The organism is Parapedobacter sp. 2B3 (assembly GCF_041925275.1).
GTDB lineage: Bacteria > Bacteroidota > Bacteroidia > Sphingobacteriales > Sphingobacteriaceae > Parapedobacter > Parapedobacter pyrenivorans_A.
This window is the reverse complement of record NZ_JBHEUZ010000004.1, coordinates 1-17,305: the sequence shown is the minus strand read 5'-3', so window position 1 is coordinate 17,305 and position 17,305 is coordinate 1. Positions and strand designations below refer to the sequence as shown.

17 protein-coding genes and 1 tRNA gene are annotated in these 17,305 nt (G+C 42.3%); 6 read left to right on the top strand and 12 right to left on the bottom strand.

The window, feature by feature from the left end; translation table 11 throughout:
• Positions 1-267 precede the first annotated feature (267 nt).
• The 6 genes from ACEVG1_RS05930 to ACEVG1_RS05905 form a co-directional block, all read right to left on the bottom strand.
• A complete protein-coding gene (locus ACEVG1_RS05930; protein WP_374742665.1) occupies positions 268-753 on the bottom strand; it encodes a MauE/DoxX family redox-associated membrane protein in 486 nt (161 codons plus the stop codon).
• A 181-nt stretch (positions 754-934) separates the two neighbouring features.
• The gene (locus ACEVG1_RS05925; protein WP_374742940.1) at positions 935-1,096 is read right to left on the bottom strand and encodes a helix-turn-helix domain-containing protein; all 162 of its coding nucleotides are present in this window, start codon (positions 1,094-1,096) and stop codon (positions 935-937) included.
• A 36-nt stretch (positions 1,097-1,132) separates the two neighbouring features.
• Positions 1,133-1,525, bottom strand: a complete 393-nt coding sequence (locus tag ACEVG1_RS05920) for a type II toxin-antitoxin system VapC family toxin (protein ID WP_374742664.1) — start codon at positions 1,523-1,525, stop codon at positions 1,133-1,135.
• Positions 1,510-1,746 carry a hypothetical protein gene (locus tag ACEVG1_RS05915; protein WP_374742663.1) on the bottom strand — a complete coding sequence of 79 codons (237 nt, stop codon included), beginning with the start codon at positions 1,744-1,746 and terminating at the stop codon, positions 1,510-1,512. The genes ACEVG1_RS05920 and ACEVG1_RS05915 overlap by 16 nt, the downstream gene beginning before the upstream one ends.
• 250 nt (positions 1,747-1,996) lie before the next feature.
• Positions 1,997-2,590, bottom strand: a complete 594-nt coding sequence (locus ACEVG1_RS05910; protein WP_374742661.1) for a hypothetical protein — start codon at positions 2,588-2,590, stop codon at positions 1,997-1,999.
• Between the two features lie 241 nt (positions 2,591-2,831).
• Complete coding sequence (locus ACEVG1_RS05905) at positions 2,832-3,191, bottom strand: hypothetical protein (RefSeq protein ID WP_374742660.1); 360 nt, start codon at positions 3,189-3,191, stop codon at positions 2,832-2,834.
• 140 nt (positions 3,192-3,331) lie between these two features.
• Here ACEVG1_RS05905 and ACEVG1_RS05900 point away from each other — a divergent pair, with 140 nt between their 5' ends.
• The 6 genes from ACEVG1_RS05900 (at position 3,332) to ACEVG1_RS05875 (ending at position 13,355) form a co-directional block, all read left to right on the top strand.
• The gene (locus ACEVG1_RS05900) at positions 3,332-4,882 is read left to right on the top strand and encodes a YifB family Mg chelatase-like AAA ATPase (protein ID WP_374742659.1); all 1,551 of its coding nucleotides are present in this window, start codon (positions 3,332-3,334) and stop codon (positions 4,880-4,882) included.
• Positions 4,883-5,190: 308 nt separating this feature from the next.
• The gene (locus ACEVG1_RS05895) at positions 5,191-5,769 is read left to right on the top strand and encodes an RNA polymerase sigma factor (protein WP_374742658.1); all 579 of its coding nucleotides are present in this window, start codon (positions 5,191-5,193) and stop codon (positions 5,767-5,769) included.
• A gap of 72 nt (positions 5,770-5,841) precedes the next feature.
• Positions 5,842-6,963 (top strand): FecR family protein, encoded by a 1,122-nt coding sequence (locus tag ACEVG1_RS05890; RefSeq protein WP_374742657.1) that lies wholly within the window; start codon positions 5,842-5,844, stop codon positions 6,961-6,963.
• A gap of 131 nt (positions 6,964-7,094) precedes the next feature.
• Positions 7,095-10,676, top strand: a complete 3,582-nt coding sequence (locus ACEVG1_RS05885; RefSeq protein ID WP_374742656.1) for a SusC/RagA family TonB-linked outer membrane protein — start codon at positions 7,095-7,097, stop codon at positions 10,674-10,676.
• Between the two features lie 127 nt (positions 10,677-10,803).
• Positions 10,804-12,084 carry a RagB/SusD family nutrient uptake outer membrane protein gene (locus tag ACEVG1_RS05880; RefSeq protein WP_374742655.1) on the top strand — a complete coding sequence of 427 codons (1,281 nt, stop codon included), beginning with the start codon at positions 10,804-10,806 and terminating at the stop codon, positions 12,082-12,084.
• Between the two features lie 104 nt (positions 12,085-12,188).
• Positions 12,189-13,355, top strand: coding sequence for a TlpA family protein disulfide reductase (locus tag ACEVG1_RS05875; protein WP_374742654.1), 1,167 nt, complete (start codon positions 12,189-12,191; stop codon positions 13,353-13,355).
• Positions 13,356-13,358: 3 nt separating this feature from the next.
• Here the strand turns inward: ACEVG1_RS05875 and ACEVG1_RS05870 are convergent, their stop codons facing one another.
• The 6 genes from ACEVG1_RS05870 to ACEVG1_RS05845 all read right to left on the bottom strand — a co-directional run bounded on the left by ACEVG1_RS05870 (position 13,359) and on the right by ACEVG1_RS05845 (position 17,155).
• The gene (locus ACEVG1_RS05870) at positions 13,359-14,330 is read right to left on the bottom strand and encodes a hypothetical protein (protein WP_374742652.1); all 972 of its coding nucleotides are present in this window, start codon (positions 14,328-14,330) and stop codon (positions 13,359-13,361) included.
• Between the two features lie 130 nt (positions 14,331-14,460).
• Positions 14,461-14,682 (bottom strand): DUF6520 family protein, encoded by a 222-nt coding sequence (locus ACEVG1_RS05865; RefSeq protein ID WP_374742651.1) that lies wholly within the window; start codon positions 14,680-14,682, stop codon positions 14,461-14,463.
• A 219-nt stretch (positions 14,683-14,901) separates the two neighbouring features.
• Positions 14,902-15,168, bottom strand: coding sequence for a hypothetical protein (locus ACEVG1_RS05860; RefSeq protein WP_374742650.1), 267 nt, complete (start codon positions 15,166-15,168; stop codon positions 14,902-14,904).
• 1 nt (position 15,169) lies between these two features.
• Positions 15,170-15,628, bottom strand: coding sequence for a MauE/DoxX family redox-associated membrane protein (locus tag ACEVG1_RS05855; RefSeq protein WP_374742649.1), 459 nt, complete (start codon positions 15,626-15,628; stop codon positions 15,170-15,172).
• A 181-nt stretch (positions 15,629-15,809) separates the two neighbouring features.
• Complete coding sequence (locus tag ACEVG1_RS05850; protein ID WP_374742648.1) at positions 15,810-16,724, bottom strand: helix-turn-helix transcriptional regulator; 915 nt, start codon at positions 16,722-16,724, stop codon at positions 15,810-15,812.
• 358 nt (positions 16,725-17,082) lie between these two features.
• Positions 17,083-17,155: transfer RNA gene (locus ACEVG1_RS05845), tRNA-Thr, on the bottom strand.
• Positions 17,156-17,305: the final 150 nt, after the last annotated feature.

Genomic DNA, 17,305 nt, shown 5'->3' with positions numbered 1-17,305 from the left:
TCCCGGTACTTTTAGAAATCGCGGTTGAGCTCTGTTAGGTCAACCTGATTCTCTTCACTTTGATTAGGCCAGGCATCTGTGTAACCTGTGGATCCGTAAAACACCGCACAAGTTGTACCTGGTGTATTACATGGTATTGGAGATGTTCCTCCGGGCGCGTATACCTGAGCTATAGCGCCTCCTATGGCAAATGTTGCCAGAAATGCTGCAAAAAGTATTCTTTTCATTTTGCGTGTATTTTTGGATTGATAAAATGCTTACTCGTTTTTACAGGTTTTCAGCTTCCCCTGATTCTATCGGCCAATGAATATTTTTTGAAATACCTTGTGGGTACTGGTGTTTAATTTTCTTAGACTCCAAAACAATACCTACCATACCTAAAACGTCTAACACGATATTAAAAGCCAGGTGTTGCTCCCAGGTCATATTTTCAATACCACCGCCGCAGCTACACGGAACAACGTCACTATAGTTAAGTATTGCGTATATGTATGCTGTAAAAAGGCACATCATTGCAAACGACAAATACAATCCCAACAGAACGGTACGATTAATGAGTAGCAAAGCCGAAATAACAAATTCAATCAATGGCACCAACCAAACTAAAATGTGCGCAAAATCGGTGATAATCGGAGATTTGCTCATCTGTAAAAAGGTATTGTCGTACGCAAATAATTTACTTGCTGCTGTATATAAAAACAGGAGTACGAACAATCCTATAATTACGTCAAGAACAATTTTTCTGGTTTGCATCAGCAAGAAATTTTTGAGGTCCTAATTTCCGTGCCTGCCTATGGTTCTAATTCCGGTGTGTTGGTGATGTCCTGTCTATTAACCGATTGACAAAACAAAGGTAAGCCGTATGCTCGGTAGGTTGGTTTACCATTCCTACATTATTCAGTTTATCATTTCTACATTTTTGAGTTTACCATTTCTACGCGGACAGAACCGGCAAAGGATTTCTAATCTGCTTGGGAGAGCTTCCCCAATATCTCTTAAAGGCTGTGCTAAAACTTGACAGGCTTGAATATCCTGCTAAATCTGCTATCCTTGATATCGGCATATCGGACTCCAATAGTCTTGTGCGTGCTGCTATTATTGTCGGAAGGAAAAAGAATGCACTATTTTAGCGTCAAATATGAATAATATTCAAGCCGTCTATGCGTTTGAAATGCTTTAAGTTTAACGTAGCCAATGGCAGATTATGAGTTAACGCAGTGGCGGCTATGAATATATCTGGCACTTCAATAAGTTTATTGGTAGCTTTTAGTTGTTTTGTAATTGAAATAGCCGCATCATTGGCCGGTTTATTAAATGGGAGGACGGTAACCTTATCAAAGAATCCTCTCCAAAACTCTTCTTGTTCCGGTCTGGAGCCAATCAAAACTTCATATTCAGTGACTATTGAAACAGCGAATAGTTTGTATAGATGGGTTAGTTGGAAAAAAGTGCTCTTCCGTTTATCTTTTTTCCGATAATAATCTATGAGTATCGATGTGTCCAGACAAGCTACTGTTGCCTCCATGTGCTGAAATGTTTCCTGTTTTCTTTGAATTGAGCATACTGATCAGCATCCATTACCGGGCCATCAAGGAGATAATTCTGAAAGCCGGATAGTTCCTCGTTTGCCTTTGTTTCTATATACCCCTCATCCAACGCCGATTTCAATTGTTTGATTTTGGCAGCTGGCAATTTTTTGATGGTATCCAATAATTGGTCAAACCTGATATCTACTGTTACTTCCATAGCTGTTTGATACTTGCTTCTTTAAGTTCAAAGATAACCAAAATCCCCCAAACCGAAAAAACTTCCCCTTAACCCGCTAGGGCAAACGCATCTAAATCCCGACCCCCGCGTTAATCCTACCAAGGAGCACCTTCTAGAGGCTATCGTTTTCGTCCCCATTTCTGCGGTGATCCGCGAGGCGGATACATGGAATGATATAGGGGCGGTGCTGATTACCTCATCTCGGTGAAGGGCAACTTAGAAGCGGCTCCTACAGTATATTCAGGGTGCCGATGCAATCCAACTCCTTCAGCTTCCGCTTAATCGCACTTGGCTGTCTTCCGAAAATTTTCGACAACTCAAGGGTACAGGCAATCTGTTTAGCCGTTTCCTGCAATAGGTTCACTTCGGCAAGGGTCCAATGCTCGTATGCCCGGGGGTAGGTTTTCCTGATTTCTTTTGCAACGTAGTTAAGCCTACTTTCTGGGACCTTATCGAAGGTGTCAATTTCCGCGCGGAGTGCTGCGTATCCATCGGTGCTGATTTTTTGTCGGATAGGCGATTTAACGAGCGGTGTAACGGCCGATACCGATCGGAAATACCAATTTGTGTAGTGGCCGTTTCCCGGTTCGGGCTGGCATTGCGGAATAAAAGAAAGTGCCCCCGCTTCCTTGAGCCTACGCAGGAAATCCCTGAACTTGATGCCGTGATGCCGGTCGCGTTCAACCAGTCCCTTGGTCACCAAAATATCATACGCGTCATCGGAACGCAGCACGGTCGTACCCGGGTTTTCATTAAAAAATGCTTGCAGCGCCCGTGAGATACGTATCGCCGATTGCTTTTCTTCTTTGATTAGATCCTCCATAACTACCTGGTTTTAACTATGTCAATACCCAAAAATCTGAAAAACACGGAAAACAACCTATTTATTAAGCATTTATAAACGAATATAAACGTTTAATTTCATAGTTTATACAAGTCGTCTTCCTAGATTAGCAAGGACATGACAACACCAAAGATTTTTCTGCTATGAAACCCTACTTCCCAATGAATCAACATGTCCTGTACACTACATGCTTCTATGCCGGAGCACGGTGCTGCGACGGCTAATTGTCGTACCGGTCTTTTACAACCAGGAGCACCCGGCGTTCACTCAGCACCAGGTAACCCATCTCATAACAGTAGTGATACCGATCTCCCTTGGCGGTCTCATAGATACTGGTATGGAAGTCGAAGTTGAACCCGCGTTCCGTCAACTGGTGCATGGCAACGGTCACTTTGCCATCAGGGTTCAACTCCAGCAGGATTTTCCGGTTCTTTTTCAGGATGGCATGGGTTGAGCGGACGATGTCCGTTTCGCTCCGGCCATGTTCGAAATAATACGTGCTGCGGCAGGAGTCATCGCAAAATTTTTTGTCAGCCCGACCGTGTAGCACCGCGTTGCAATGCAGGCAATAGCGTTCCATGGATTGATGTTTCAATCACTAAGGTAAGATTCTTGGAATAAAAACACGAATAAACGTTTATAAACGCTTATATCCGGATAATACACTGCTGTATGCCACGACGGATCGTAGGTTTGTGGTTCCATCAACAACGGAATAAAATGCTTATAAAAACATTTGGAAGTGCCGTCCACGGGGTGGATGCCTTCCCCATCACCATCGAGGTCAATGTGGGGTGCGGTATCGGGTACACGGTCATTGGACTGCCGGATAATGCGGTAAAGGAAAGCCTGCAGCGGGTCGAAATGGCGATCACGTCCATCGGTATGCGCATGCCCCGGCAGCGCATCGTCATCAACTTGGCTCCTGCCGACGTCCGCAAAACCGGTTCCGGCTTTGATCTGGCTATCGCACTGGCCATCCTTGCTGCCTCCAACCAGTTAGCGACACCCTTCGTACTGGCAGATTATGTGATCATGGGGGAGCTGGGCCTGGATGGTTCGGTCCTGCCGATCAAGGGTACCCTGCCCATGGCCATCCGCGCACGTGCGGATGGGTATGCCGGTATGCTGGTGGCCGAAGGCAATGCCCGTGAGGCAGGAATGGTAAGCCAGCTGTCGGTGTATGGATTCAGTCACCTGAAAGGCGCGGTAGCATTTTTCAACGGTCAGCAGGCGGCAGAACCGGTGCAGGTATATGCGCGGGATGACTTTTACCGGATGCAGGATAGCCATGGCGCAGATTTCAGTGATATCCGCGGACAGGAATCAGCAAAGCGCGCCTTGCAGGTTGCGGCGGCGGGAGGCCACAACCTGTTGATGGTAGGGCCGCCCGGATCCGGCAAGACCATGCTGGCCAAACGCCTGCCCACTATCCTGCCACCGATGACGTTGCACGAAGCCTTGGAAACCACCCGCATCCACAGCGTTTCTAACACCCCCGGTGATTTGGAAGGATTAATTGCCAACCGACCGTTCCGAACGCCCCACCATACCATCAGCAACGTAGCGCTTGTGGGGGGTGGAAGCTTTCCGCAGCCCGGCGAAATTTCGCTGGCACACAACGGGGTATTATTCCTCGACGAACTAGCCGAATTCCGCCGGTCGGTGCTGGACGTGATGCGACAGCCGTTGGAGGAAGGAAAGGTATGTATAGGCCGTGCGAAAATGAGCCTTGTGTTTCCGGCCAACTTCATGTTGGTGGCAGCGATGAACCCCTACAACGGTCCAGCCAACGGTATCGACAAATTCATGAACCGTGTATCGGGACCCTTGTTGGATCGCATCGATATCCAATTGGCAGTAGAACCCGTGCCTTTTTATGAACTGGAGCGCACACCCAACGGCCTATCGTCCGGAGAGTTGCGGGAAGGCGTGCTGAACGCACGTGCGGCACAGAATCGGCGCTTCGCCGACCATCCCGGCACACGCACCAATACCGATATGAACGGAAAGTTGGTACACGAAATCTGCCAGTTGGATATGCATTGCAAGCGGCTGCTCTACAACCATATGGAAAAATATCGGCTGTCCGCACGCGCACACGACCGCATCCTGAAAGTAAGCCGTACCATTGCCGATCTGGCCGGGAGCGACACCATCGAACTGCCACATGTGGCGGAGGCCATCCATTACCGCTCGATAGATACGGCAGCGGCCAATGTTTCCGGTACCAACCGCCACCAAGCTCGTATGTATGCGAGAAAGCGTTGAATTGAAAGTCCGATTGAAAAACCGGACTGTACGTTAGTTTAGCTATTGCCCATATGCCGAACAATACTCATTATGCCAACATAAAAATATGAAAATAGCCCGATTGGACAACCGGGCTACTACAATTGAAACTGTTAAAGTACTCACAATCGAAAAAAATACTTGCAAAAAATCTACTGAAAGGTACAAAAATGTCCCTGCACGCACAACTTACAGGAATAAATGGATGACTTCTGTTAAAACATCCGTAACAATTATACAACTTTACGTTAAAATCAATAAATTTGACCCACTAACTATTCACTCACGTGAAAACCCTGAACGCCACCGATGAAAAGGCACTGCTTCAACAATTGCGGGATGGGGATCAAACAGCATTTGATGTATTGTACCACCGATACAAAGGATTGCTGTACGTCCATGCTTATAAACGATTGAACAACCGGGAGGATGTGCAGGATATCCTACACGATATATTCTCCAACCTTTGGGAAAGCAGGAAAACACTTGACATCAAAGAGAACCTCGGCGTATACCTCTACCGTGCCGTCAGGAATGCCATCATCAACCGACAACTTAAGGACAAACGGGCAACAGAATATATCCGGTCTTTCGATGGCTTCCTGCATGATTACCTGGGCAATACCGATTATCTCGTCCGTGAGCGGATGATGATGTCGCTTATCGAAACAGAAATCAACTCGCTTCCACCAAGGATGCGTGAGGTTTTTGAACTCAGCAGACAGGATGGATTGAGCCACAAAGAAATCGCCGGACAGCTCAACATTACCGAGCAAAGTGTAAGAAGCCACATCAAGGGAGCACTCAAAATCCTGCGACTTAGGTTAGGGACGGTGATTTTATTCGCCTTGTTTTCAGCCGTTTGATATTTTTATCCCTATTTCTTACCCCCCTGTTTCCCTTTCAGTTGTCTATCCTTACCAAAAATGCAGCGGTAAATGGAACAGCCACGAGGTAACGCCAAAGAGATACTTGAACGCTATGCGAACGGTGTTGCCACCGAAGAGGAAAAGCGTTGGGTAGAGTCTTGGTATGAACAGCAGGATACAGTACCGTTTTCACTGAATGAGGCACTTGCCGAAGCAGACCTTGCCGCTGTACACCACCGATTGGTGCAAAACCTGCGGAAGCGGAAATTGCATCGATTGCGCCGTACGGCATCAATTGCCGCATCCGTAGTCCTGCCCATTATCGCAGCAGGGTATGTTATCTGGAGCATCCAAACACAAGGAGGCCCGGAGCAAGTAACCAGTCCTATACTACCGGGTACAAACCGTGCGACACTTACACTAACCGACGGCCGGACGATTGCCTTGGACGAAACGCAAGCAGGAATCATTGTCAACGATAAAAATATCCTTTACGAAGACCATTCATCTGTAGCCATGTTGAGCAAAGTAGATGCGGCCGCAACAACTGAAATGCTGACGCTTGCTACGCCACGTGGCGGTCAGTATAGGATTACCCTGCCGGATGGAAGCATCGCCTGGCTGAATGCCGCGTCAACATTGCGATATCCAGCAATATTCGATGTAGACAGGCGGGAGGTGGAAATTACAGGTGAAGTGTATTTTGAAATTTCCCCCGATAAAAAGCATCCGTTCGTGGTGAGCCATCCCCTACAAACTGTCGAAGTCCTGGGTACAAAGTTCAATGTCAATGCCTACAGTGATGAAAACTCGGTGCGGACCACATTGGTGGAAGGAAGCGTGTTGGTACGTCCACAGCAAGGTCGCCATATCCATAGCGTCACATTAGCACCCGGTGAGGCTGCACTACTCGGGCAAGACGATATCACAGTCATTCCCGTCGATGCGATGGAGACCGTTGCATGGAAGGACGGCAAGTTCATGTTCAACGATTCCGACATCCGGAGTATCATGCGCCGGATCAGCCGTTGGTACGACGTCGATGTACAATACACAGGAGACGTTACAGGCATCACATTCACCGGTTCCGTATCACGGTTCGATGACATCCACGACGTGCTCCGCAAAATCGAGCTAACCGAAAGCGTCCGGTTCAAAACAGAAGGAAGGAGGATTATGGTCAGCAGATAACGACTTTCATGTGTTTGCCCTGGTGATGTAAAAAAGCTGGAAGTGGTTCGAAGCACTTCCAGCGATTGCCAGGCAAAAAAATCCCATTACGTTCAACAGTAAGTTAATTTCTAACCTAACGATTCAAATATATGAATTTTCACCATGATGTCATGGGGAATTTGTATCCCGTGACAACTATTAAGCAGGTAGCGATGCGAATCCAGCTTATCATCGCCGGCATTTTCCTCCTCTTCTTTAACCTCGATGCGCGGGAAGCCTCCGCACAAAATCTGGATATCGATGTCAGGAACCAAACTCTTGAAACGGTACTGAAAGAAATACGCAACCAGACCGGCTATGACTTTATCTACAACCCACAATTGTTGAAGACCAACGCAGAGCGGGTCACCGTGACGCTGAACGATGTCCCCGTTGAGCATGCATTGGTAAGCATATTCAGTAAACAGCCCGCGCTACAGTACGTCATTGACCAAAGGACTGTTATCATCAAGCCTAAGCCCGGGGAACCGATATCTTCAAAAGAGGTTACGCCTATCCAACAAACCATCCGTGGACGAGTCACCGACTCATTAGGTAATCCCTTGCAAGGTGTCACTGTGCAGGTCAAGGAAAGTGGATGGCAAACAATCACAGATCGGAATGGACAGTATGAAATCACAGGCGTTTATCCAACAGAGACCCTACACTTCCGTTTGCTTAGCTATGAGCCTTATGAAACACAAGCCAACAGGCCGGAAATCAATGTTATACTTCGATTATTATATAGTGAAATTAAAGAAGTTAAAGTAACGCTTAGTACCGGATACCAAAATATACCAAAAGAAAGAGCAACAGGGTCTTTTGTTCAAGTTGACAACGAGATGATCAACCGTAGTGTTAGTAGCGATATAATGAGCAGACTTGACGGAATCACAAGCGGATTAATTTTCAACCAAAATACTGTGAATACGAAATTCAGAAATCAACTGGATGTTAATATCCGTGGTCGTTCAACCATTTTTGCAAATGATCAACCATTGATCGTAATTGACAACTTCCCTTATGACGGTGATATTAATAATATCAACCCCAATGACGTAGAAAGTATAACTGTACTTCGAGATGCGGCGGCAGCTTCAATTTGGGGGGTAAGAGCAGGGAATGGGGTTATAGTAATAACTACCAAAAGAGGAACATTCAATCAAAATTTAAGCGTAAACTTCACTTCAAATCTCACCTATGGGGAGAAGCCGAATATTTTTTACAACCCCAACTATTTAAACTCATCCGATTTTATCGATATAGAAAGGATGCTATTCAGCAACGGCTACTACAATTCAATCGAGGGTTCATTTAACAAGTTGCCGATTTCACCGGTTGTAGAATTATTGATAAAACAAAGAGACGGATTGTTGACCTCAAATGCCGTTGAGGAAGAGTTAAGCTCGTTAAAAACCGTAGATATAAGAAACGATTTTCAAAAATTCGTGTACCAACACAGTATGAATCAACAGTATTTTTTGAATTTCAAAGGTGGTGATGAAAAATCATCATATATGTTTTCAGCAGGATTGGACAAAAATCAAGGCAACATCATCAACAATGGATTTGACAGAATAACATTAAATGCGTATGATACATTTACGCCGACAAAGAATTTAGAGGTTACAGCTTCAGTATATTTTGCCCAAAGTAATACTAACAATAACAATTCAGGTTGGGGAAACGACGAGCGTTCAAGTGCTATTAATACCGGGGGGAGTTTAAATTATAATATTTATCCATATGCGAGTTTTATGGATGATAATGGGAATCCTTTGGCCATCATCAAGGACATCAGACAGCAATATAAAGATGAAATTACAATTGAAAATGGTCTTCTAAACTGGAATTACAAACCGTACGAAGAATTACATTATTCTGACCAGACCCAAAAGCTCAATGATTTTCGCATTAATTCTGCGATTAGGTATTCGATCCTAAAAGATGTTACAGCTGAGCTAAGATATCAACATGAAACAGCTATAACCACAGGGAGAAACTTCATGAACCCATCATCATATTTTACCCGAGATTTAGTAAACAGATTTACGTTGTCTGATGGTTCAAACAAAATACCCAACGGAGGCATACTCGATCTATCATCGAGAAACCTACAATCCAATGTGTTGAGGGGTCAGGTAAACATAGACAAAGAATGGGGAAATAACAATTCATTATATGCCTTAGCTGGTATAGAGATTAAGGAGATAAACATCAAAGCTAATACAAATCGTCAGTATGGCTATGATGACCAATACGCAATAGCCGATAGAGTGGACTATGCTATGGGATATAATTTAGTATATCCATATAGTTTAAATAATCAATTTATACCTGATGTTAATACACTTTCAGAGCTTAAAGATAGATTTCGGTCTTTTTATGCAAATGCATCATATTCTATTTTTGATAGATATACAGTAACTGTTAGTGGCAGAAGTGATGCTTCCAATCTGTTTGGTGTTAATGCAAATCAAAAATCTGTTCCATTATGGTCAATTGGAGGAGGTTGGAATATTTCAAGAGAGAAATTCTATGCTCTTAATATCCTTCCTCACCTGAAATTTCGGGTTACATATGGTTATAGCGGTAACATCGATAAAAGTGTGACTGCCTATACAACCGCCCGGTATCAAATGGACTCATCTACAGGGGCAAAAGCTGCATTTATCATTAACCCGGCTAACCCAGATATTCAATGGGAACGGGTTAATATGGTGAACTTTGGAGCAGACTTCGAGTTTAAAGGGAAATGGGCTTATGGCAGCATAGAATACTATGCCAAACGTGGATTGGATTTAATAGGAAATATGCTCACAGGAGCAGCTTCAGGAGTTACAAGCGTTAGAGGTAATGTCGCCTCAACTAAGGGCAATGGTATAGATTTAAACCTTACATTAAATCCCCTCCGAAAAGAAAATTTTGGCTGGCAAAGTGTTTTTTTATTTAGCTATGCTACTGATAAAGTTACAAAATATAATTCTTCACCAATAATATCTCAACTTGTAAACTTTTCTGATGGGGTAAGAAGTTTACAAATCTTTCCAATTGAAAATCGTCCTGTGTTTTCACTGTACAGTTATAAATGGGCTGGACTGGATTCGCAAACCGGAGATCCAAAAGGGTATTTTGACGGTCAAGTCAGTACAGATTATTCAAGCATATACGTTTCTTCGGAAATAAGTGATTTAGTTTATCATGGTGCTGCCAGACCAACGGTATTCGGATCATTTAGAAATAGTCTACTCATAAAAAATCTCTCTTTCTCTTTCAATGTCGTTTATAAAGCAGGCTATTATTTTAGACGAAATTCAATATCCTATGATGATTTGTTCCGTTCTTGGATAGGCCATAAAGATTTTGTGAATCGTTGGAAACAAACTGGAGATGAGTTGAAAACTGATGTTCCATCGTTAATTTACCCAGAACCAGCCAATCGGAGTAGTTTTTATAGGTTCTCAGAAATACTTGTGGAAAGGGGAGATCATATCCGCTTTCAGGATATTTCCTTGAACTATCAGATTACTGGTTCTACATTCAAAAATTATCCAATCAAGAATATCAGATTGTCAGTATACATGAATAACCTTGGGATAATCTGGCGTGCAAACAAACAAAAACTTGATCCAGATGCAGGAGCCTATCTTAATCCAAGAACGTATTCTTTTGGTTTGTCAGCTAATTTTTAATCAAAACACAATGAAACTACACTTCGATACATACAGACTCACGAGCGCTTTCGGTACTCTTTACAAAATATTAATAGCGTTGTGTTCAATTATAATATTATTAATTCAGTCTTGCAATGACAAATTCATGGACGTAAGACCTGATAAAGCTTTGGTTGTCCCCTCAACAATAGAAGATTTTCAGGCAATTCTAGATAATAGTAATGTGATGAACACAGGAAGTCCAGCAATTGGTGAAATCAGTGGCGACAATATTTTCCTCGATTTAACAAGATGGCAATCAACCGCAGCAGGCTTGAAAAATATATACGTGTGGGATAGAAGCCAAACGCTCACTGATGTAACATCTGACTGGAATTTTCCGTATCAACAAGTGTTTTATGCGAATGTCGTATTGGATGGTATCCAAGATCTACCACTAAACAATGAAAATACAGAGGCGCTTAACAATCTTAGAGGAGGTGCATTGTTTTATCGGGCGCATGCTTTTTATAATCTACTACAAGTGTTTGGAGTACCATATACTGATGCTACGGCTAATACTGATTTAGGGATAGTACTTAAAACTACTTCAGATGTTTGGGACACGTACGAACGTTCTACTGTATCGGAATGTTATAACCAAATTATCAATGACCTAATCGAGTCAGTTTCATTGCTTCCCCCAATACCGTTGTATAAAACACGGCCTTCAAAAACTTCAAGTTATGGGTTATTGGCGAGAATAATGTTAATACTCGGTAATCATGATAAAGCACGAGAATATGCAGACTTATGCTTGCAGATATATAACCACCTTATAGATTATAATTCATTAAACACAAGCGGCACCGGCAGACCTTTCCAAAGGTTTAATAATGAAACAATTTTCTACCATACAATGATTAGTTATTCTCCTTTATCTCAAGGATTAGTTAGTAGAGAATTATACGATTCTTACGAGAGCGATGATATTAGAAAAGTTGCGTTCTTTAATGTAAATGGTGAAAATATTACTTGGAAAGGAATGTATTCCGGTGCTTTGTCAAATTTCTCCGGCATAGCCACTGATGAAATATATCTTATAAGAGCTGAAAGTAACGCAAGACTTGGGAATACACAACTCGCACTGCAAGACCTCAATGCGGTACTAATCAAAAGATGGAAGACCGACACATATATTCCTTTTGAGACCTCGGACAACAACGATGCACTAACAAAAATACTCGTTGAAAGGAGGAAGCAATTATTGTATAGAGGAATAAGATGGAGCGATTTACGTCGTCTTAATCAGGAAGATGGCTTTGCCACGATTTTAGTCAGAGAGTTGGGTGACCACTATATGTTACCTCCCAATGATCTTAGGTACACTTTACCTATCCCTGCCTCTGAGATAATTGCAAGTGGAATTGAGCAAAATAAATGGTAATGAATCATATAGTCGGCCCTTTAACAGTTAGAGGACTTTTTATTATCGCAATCATATTGTGCTTCAGTACTTTTTCGGTGCATGGGCAAAATAGTCACATTTCGATGGGCGATACAATCCCAAATTTGTCTTTTGAAGGGATTTCTGGGAATAATTTGTACAATGTCGAGTTGTCCGAATTTAAAGGGAAACCGATGATAATCAAACTTTGGGCCACTTGGTGTGGAGCATGCCTTTCAGATATATCCAGTAATAATGATTTACAAAAGATGTTCTCAGATAGCCTTCAATTTTTAATGGTATCTAATGAAAAAAAAGATATACTTAAAAATGCAATTCAAAAAAATCCGTTCAATAACGACTTTAGGATACCGGTATTAAGAGATAGTAATTCCCAACTCATATCACTGTTTGAAATAAGGTTTGTACCGCACTATATATGGCTAAATTCTTCGGGTATCGTGGTAGCTCAAACCACTTCTGAGCATGTAACTCCACAAAATATTCAATCTTTTTTGCACGATAAGAATTTTTTCCTGCCTGCAAAACAAGACGAGAAACGTATACCAATCAACTATTCTCAGACATTACTCTCAGACAGCCAGGTTTATAATAGGTTGCATATTGAACATAACTCATTACTTACAAGCCATCTTAAGGGGGCAAGCTCTGTGATTTCAAGATCGTCTTCGGGAGATTATATGAATAGAAGGTTGGTCGTTACAAATTTATCCTTGAAGGGACTATATAGGATTGCTTTCGGTACACCCGCACATCGTTTTCATAATTATCCTCAACATAAAGTAATTGTTGAGACAATGGATAAAAGAATATCAAATTACTACTGCTATGAACTTATCGTTCCTTTTCCAGATACAACATTACTTTATAGCACTATGAGAAAGGATCTAAAAAGATATTTCAGTATTAAGTGTAAATTTGAAAGGCGTCTTATGAACTGTTATATATTGAAACGCTGTCATGATTCGCAACTACCTGTGACAAATGATTCGACTCCTAATGCAACATATAATCAATTCAATGTACAGCTATCAAATCAGCCTTTGGATAAATTGGTCGAAATACTTAGAGAGTATCTAACTTCAGATTTATATGTAGATGTAATCAATGAAACAAACTGGACAAAAAACATTGATATTGAGCTAAATGTGGATTTGAAAGACGTAAAAATCTTAAATGAATATTTAAATACAGCTGGTTTGGAACTGATCCGAGCTAAAAGAGAAATAGAAGTATTGGTACTGCATTAAATACTATATTATTACCTGAAATAATGACAAATTATTATCATATACAACGAGTAGCTTATTGTCGGTAACTATAAAGTCAGACAAAGGTTTACCTTCATGATGTGGAATATAAAAACTGCCGGCATATTCACCATCAATTATACGGTATACATCGACTACGGAGTTTTTATCGAAGGCTGATAAATTCTCATTGTCGGCTTTAACGTACGAACAAACAAAAGCATAGCCATCCGCAACACAAGATTTATTGTTTACTGACCTTGGTGGTTTAGCTAAAGTATAGTTCCAAAGTTTATTGTCAGATTTATTCCTTTCCTTCAATATTTTCAGTTGAGTGGTACTAAAAGTGTCAATAGTTGAAAATGAGAAGCTTATGTTTAATGCTGAGTCAAAAGCCAATACTTTGTTCCTGAAGCGAAAAATGTAAACAATAAGATCATTAAATACATCATAATGTAACATGCCATCCTGATAAAACCCTCCGTCGTAAACTTTACTTAGACCGCCCTTTTTATTCATATAAAAAGAGTCCGTTTTCAAGTCGAAAATTCCTATTTCCCTATATGTGCCCATTTCTGAAGCATTTAGGTAAACTCCTACAATCGTCTTATTTGGCAGGACAGAATATTCGCCCGTACGGTATTTTAGTGAATAACTAATCTTTTCTTCGGTGTTATAATCATAGATATAAAAATCAGATGATTTGGAATTGGATATATAAATTTTAGGAAAGTCCACAAATACACGAAGTTTTAAAGTAGATTTTGTCAACGGTACTCGTAAGAAAGAACTTTTCTCTAACCGCTTGTCAAAAACTGAAATGTCTGGTTGATCGATTGTATACAAAAAACAATCATCAGCTGAAATACCTGCAATTCTTGGGTTCTTAATATCCATAGTAGCGACCCTCAGCGGTGTAATCGTCACCGAAAATTTCCTGCTGAAACCATTTTTTGTCGTGTTGGGTTTATCCATTGAAAGAAACAATAAGTAAACCAATAAAACACTAAAGAGAATTGTAAATGGAATTAAGATAAGTTTATGCTTAAACATATTAATTATGAATATAAGCGGTAGCTTCAAAGGAAACTACCGCTTGTGACAACTAATTTTTTTCGTACTCAGTCGTTCCTATAGTACAACACAATTGACCGTCCCCGGGACATTCAATTTGACCGTTTGGAAGCCGATCAACATCGGGGTTTTGCGTTTGGCAGTCCGCCAATGCGTTCTGTATATTGGTATTTGTCGCAAAAGCAGCACCAATGCCTAATACAAAGGCTATCGCTGTCAGCGATATTTTCAATTTTTTAGCTATTGTAGCCATAATAATTAGATTTTGTAATTTTAAAATTAGTTATGTGGCCCAATGCTTCGAGTTTTAAGCATTGCGGCGGTTAATGAATGCCCGCTTATCCTCCGGCTGACGAGGTAGGCGGGTTTTTCTATCCTCAACAGCCGTCTTCCCAGGAAGGCCCGCTTACTTATACCTACTGGCGCCTGAACCGGCTTGAAGCTGTAAGACTACGTTCCTGAAAAAATATGTTCACCGTGGCCGCCTGCGGACAATCAGTGTACGCACAGCGGCATCGTTTTGTTTCCGTTTCCTTATGTACCGTTCCCAACTCGTTAGGTGATACCCGTTGCAATGTTCGCACAAGTACACCCGTTTCTGCTTCGGCTTTCCCTGCCGGTGTTTCCGTCTCCTCCCATTCCGGAGTTGTTGAATGTTCTTTCTAAAATCCATTACCCGTTCCATGGCATCCGATAATGAACGGAATATGGATTTACCCGTTGCACTGCATCGTTCCATATCATCCGGTTTTTAAGAAGGGGATATAGGTTGGTGTATTATTTACATTCTGTTTCTTGGTCATCAATATGATTCCCACAATCGCCATCACCACGAAAGCCAGGTTGAATATCACGTGTTCTGTCCAACCCAATGAACTCAGTATACCACCGCATGAACAAGGAATGTAATAGCTGAAATTCAGGATGGCGATGATGTATGCCGTAAATAACGTCATCAGAAACAGGGATGCATACATGCCCTGCAACCGCAAACGCTTTGTCAATAACATCCCCGCAATCACCAACTCCAAAAGCGGCACAGCTATCGCTGCAAATCCCGCAAATTCCGTAATCAGGGGAGACTTGCCCAACTGTACCCTGAACGTTCCGTAATCCAGCAGTTTACTGATGGCGGCATAGCACCATAGCAAAACGAAAAGTGCGGAGATGATTTCGATGGTTGTTTTTCTGGTTTGCATCAGCAAGAAATTTTTGAGGTTCTGATTTCCGTGCCTGCCTGTGGTTCTTATTCCGGTGTGTTGGTGATGTCCTGTCTATTAACCGATTGACAAAACAAAGGTAAGCCGTATGCTCGGTAGGTTGGTTTACCATTCCTACATTATTCAGTTTATCATTTCTACATTTTTGAGTTTACCATTTCTACGCGGACAGAACCGGCAAAGGATTTCTAATCTGCTTGGGAGAGCTTCCCCAATATCTCTTAAAGGCTGTGCTAAAACTTGACAGGCTTGAATATCCTGCTAAATCTGCTATCCTTGATATCGGCATATCGGACTCCAATAGTCTTGTGCGTGCCAATTCCATTCTTTGGGAATGAATATACTGGTGAGGCGAGGTTCCAAATTGTGCGCGGAATTTTTTATGGAATTTGGTACTGCTCATGGCACAGTACTTTATCAGGTAACCGATTTCTATGCATTTATCCAGGTTCCGTGTGATGTAGCTTTCCAGCCCGGACAGATCATCTTTGATTGCATGATGCCTGCGGGCATACAGGAACAGCAACCGGTATGCCTGTTGCCGGACGTATTGGCGCCTGTCCGTATGGTTGTACCACAATAGGTCAAGCAGACTTGTCTTCATATAATCATCGATCTCACCAGACAGGTAATGCAGTAGTTCACTTTCATCTTGAATAATGTAATCGAGCAATTGCGTAAGCCGCTGGTTCCGCCGGATGTACTCCCGGAGCGTAGGGACATCGTAGTTCACATGTATGCACCAATATTCGCCTTCGAGAAAGGATACGGGATGTGTAACTGTGGGGACAAAGAATAACCGATAGGCATTTTCTTCCAGCAACGGTTCATGCCTGCCCTTTAATTTTGCATACGGGCTGCCCTGCAGCATGTAATTCACCACGACCGATGGCGTATCGTTTTTCGCGGTCAGCACACAGGGCCGTACGATGAAAAAATGGTGCTGCCACACGGTGAACTCCTTTTCCTTCACTTCCTGTGTCAGTACGGAACCAAAATTCCCTTCAGTCAGGTATACGTTGGCACCGGGGATCAGCAGGTGCTTGTATTGGTGCGGAATTTCTTCCGCATCCATGCATCTTGTTTCATGGCATCCGAAACAGGATGTACACCTTATGTACACACTGAATAACAAACAGTTATTCAAAAATTCCTGCGTCTTTTCCTGACGTGTTAAGGACGCACGGATGACGCACATTCTTTTTAGCTATTCTCGCAAATTTTGGCTTTCTCCCATCAAAAAAGAATGCCTGCAAAACCAGTGTTTGCAGGCATTTCAAGCTTTTGACAGCATTTTCTGTGATCCGGATTGGATTCGAACCTATTTGTTTTTAGCCCTTCCAATACGGTTTTCAAGCTTATTTGTTCAGATGACGCACGAATGACGCTGTCATTTCAACATGATTTATCAGGTAATCATAAACCTATTTATGAGCCGACGATGGGATTCGAACCTACGACCTACGCATTACGAATGCGTTGCTCTACCAGCTGAGCTACGTCGGCATCGGCAAAATTTTGCCGATGCAAACATACATAAACTTGCTTTTTCTTACAAGTGTTTTCCGATGGTGCTCACGTATCCGCCCGACCAACTGCATATTTTCTGAGTAATTGATCCGCTGTAGCTTTACGCCCAAATATTATTGATATGAA

Bases quoted from the DNA above. Each gene is read 5' to 3' on its own strand.
- ACEVG1_RS05930 (WP_374742665.1), bottom strand. From the start codon at position 753: ATGCAAACCAGAAAAATTGTTCTTGACGTAATTATAGGATTGTTCGTA.
- ACEVG1_RS05920 (WP_374742664.1), bottom strand. From the start codon at position 1,525: ATGGAGGCAACAGTAGCTTGTCTGGACACATCGATACTCATAGATTAT.
- ACEVG1_RS05915 (WP_374742663.1), bottom strand. From the start codon at position 1,746: ATGGAAGTAACAGTAGATATCAGGTTTGACCAATTATTGGATACCATC.
- ACEVG1_RS05910 (WP_374742661.1), bottom strand. From the start codon at position 2,590: ATGGAGGATCTAATCAAAGAAGAAAAGCAATCGGCGATACGTATCTCA.
- ACEVG1_RS05905 (WP_374742660.1), bottom strand. From the start codon at position 3,191: ATGGAACGCTATTGCCTGCATTGCAACGCGGTGCTACACGGTCGGGCT.
- ACEVG1_RS05900 (WP_374742659.1), top strand. From the start codon at position 3,332: ATGCTTATAAAAACATTTGGAAGTGCCGTCCACGGGGTGGATGCCTTC.
- ACEVG1_RS05890 (WP_374742657.1), top strand. From the start codon at position 5,842: ATGGAACAGCCACGAGGTAACGCCAAAGAGATACTTGAACGCTATGCG.
- ACEVG1_RS05885 (WP_374742656.1), top strand. From the start codon at position 7,095: ATGAATTTTCACCATGATGTCATGGGGAATTTGTATCCCGTGACAACT.
- ACEVG1_RS05880 (WP_374742655.1), top strand. From the start codon at position 10,804: ATGGACGTAAGACCTGATAAAGCTTTGGTTGTCCCCTCAACAATAGAA.
- ACEVG1_RS05875 (WP_374742654.1), top strand. From the start codon at position 12,189: ATGGGCGATACAATCCCAAATTTGTCTTTTGAAGGGATTTCTGGGAAT.
- ACEVG1_RS05870 (WP_374742652.1), bottom strand. From the start codon at position 14,330: ATGGATAAACCCAACACGACAAAAAATGGTTTCAGCAGGAAATTTTCG.
- ACEVG1_RS05865 (WP_374742651.1), bottom strand. From the start codon at position 14,682: ATGGCTACAATAGCTAAAAAATTGAAAATATCGCTGACAGCGATAGCC.
- ACEVG1_RS05860 (WP_374742650.1), bottom strand. From the start codon at position 15,168: ATGGAACGATGCAGTGCAACGGGTAAATCCATATTCCGTTCATTATCG.
- ACEVG1_RS05855 (WP_374742649.1), bottom strand. From the start codon at position 15,628: ATGCAAACCAGAAAAACAACCATCGAAATCATCTCCGCACTTTTCGTT.
- ACEVG1_RS05850 (WP_374742648.1), bottom strand. From the start codon at position 16,724: ATGGATGCGGAAGAAATTCCGCACCAATACAAGCACCTGCTGATCCCC.